The following is a 539-nucleotide window of genomic DNA, read 5'->3' as shown; positions in this document are numbered from 1 at the left end:
GTCCAGAGCATCCCAACACCGAGTTCCCAGCCGGCTAGTTGGGCGTTCTGAATGAATGCACTAACTGCGGCACTTTCTTCCTCAACACGAACCTGATCAGCCTCCTTTGTATAATAAATCAACGCATGATGCGGGATATGTAATAAAAAATTTTTCATCGAATCTACCATTTTCACTGTTTTGGCATCATCAGTAGTTTTTAACATTCCAATACGCTGGTAGCTTTCGATGATTTTATTAACAAAAGGGGCCTTCCCCTGTTCCTGGTAGAGTTTAATTTGCCACGGTTCTTTCATATAATGGGTTGGTGCATAGGAACCATAGGTAAAGATCTCCTTTAGCCTGTCCAAAGGCACTTCTTCGTCAGTAAAACTATGTATCGATCTTCTTTGTTTAATTGCCTGCAGTATATCCAAGTTTCCACCTCATCGTTAATCTTCTCTATCACTATGGTAACAGATTCTTTCGTAACATTGGCAATTAATCACGTGTTCCCTCCCGTCATCACCGTCATAAAGTTGGTATAAAATTTGCTATAA

At 40.4% G+C, this 539-nt stretch carries 1 protein-coding gene; it reads right to left on the bottom strand.

From position 1 onward, the window contains the following. Window positions 1–416 (bottom strand): nitroreductase family protein (locus tag AC3G7N_RS22375; RefSeq protein ID WP_489424301.1); only part of this gene is annotated, 416 nt, incomplete at its 3' end. Between the last annotated feature and the right edge of the window lie 123 nt (window positions 417–539).

It is taken from the genome of Virgibacillus carmonensis, assembly GCF_057836705.1.
Note: the sequence above shows the minus strand (reverse complement) of the source record. Positions and strands in the feature narration are given on the sequence as shown.